This window comes from Paenibacillus sp. J22P143, from assembly GCF_059692035.1.
Map to the genome: position 1 here is coordinate 1 of NZ_JCAUAQ010000068.1, position 1,377 is coordinate 1,377.

The 1,377-nt window shown below is 44.0% G+C and carries 1 protein-coding gene; it reads right to left on the bottom strand.

The features are described 5' to 3' along the window. Nucleotides 1–612: 612 nt before the first annotated feature. The coding region (locus AC58PQ_RS29505) for a dockerin type I domain-containing protein (RefSeq protein WP_497247957.1) at nucleotides 613–1,377 on the bottom strand (765 nt) is incomplete at its 5' end.

Below are 1,377 nucleotides of genomic sequence, written 5' to 3' on the forward strand. Positions count from 1 at the left end.
TACAGTATTACTGCCACAACCCGTCAGTGAAAGTATAACGGTCGACAACACCATACCCATTGCCACTGTTTTGTTTGAATTTCTCATTTTAATGACCTCCCTAGTTTTTTGTGTTGCTACTCTTTTATCATAGTGATTTTCACGGTGTAGAACTATTGAAATTAGTACCATAAATAGTTAAATATCTACTGACTTTCCCTCTTATGTGCAAAAAACAAAGGCCAGGAGCTCACTCCTGACCTTTGTCTTTCAGTTCCTTCGTCTTTCAGTTCCTTCGTCTTGAAGGTTTGGCCAGAAGTTACCTGTTTAATTTACTAGTGTTGCTATACCTATATCATAGTGATTTTCACGATTTAAGATCATTGAAATTAATACTGTAAACAGTTAAAAATATCTACTATCTTTTGCCATCTTTTAAGCAACAAAACAAAGGCCAGGAATCCGTTCCTGACCTTTGTTTTTCTATCGTTTAGTGGAGCTTGATGTACAAATACCTCCATTTCCTCCTCAATCGCTCGTTTCTATGATTTAGGTATTGAAAGTGGATGACCCACCAGCAACTTAACATACTGGCGGATCATCTACTTTCTTCATTTTCTGCTACCGATAACCTTATTGCTGCAATATCTTCTGTGCGACTCCAGCAAGGTCAGTGATGTCGACCTTATTGTCGTGATTGATATCAGCCTTCTTCGCGTTTTCCCAATCCGGACTGCTAGAAGTCTTGCCATAATGCTTCGCTATGATCGCAAGATCGCCGATGCTCACTTTGCCATCGTTGTTTAAATCTTCCGCGCTTCTTGTAATAATGGAGGCCTTAAAGGCATCGAACGCCTGCTGCAATGCTACAACAGCAACAACTACTTGTTCTTGTGTTGTGTTCGGATGATTCGCCACCACATGCGCCGCATTGATCGCCGCTTGAAGCAGTTGCTTCGCCCCAACGGAGTACTGGCCGATTTGCGTTCCTTCCGCTGCAGCATCGTGCGCCGTTTGTGCTACACCAATAAGTTCATTCAGAGCCGATTTATTAACTGGTGGAAGTGTGATTTGAATCCCCTTCGAAGTTGAGGGCAACTTCGTTTCCGTTCCCTGATAATCGGCCAAAGTCAAATCGGATACCGTGATGAACCCTTCCGTCGCTTGCGGCACATTTTTCGCTTGGAACGTCAGCTTCAGCAGCTGCGCGCTGCCAATGACAGCATGTTCGGCACCCTCGCTCGCCATAATCAGACGAAGTTCGCCAGGTGTATTCATCGGTGTCGCGAACAGGCTAATACCGTCCTTCAGCGTATCTGCCGACACGAACTCCATCAGATTGGAATCGTAATTCATGGAAACGTCCAGCGCATACACACTTTTCGTCACATTTTCTAT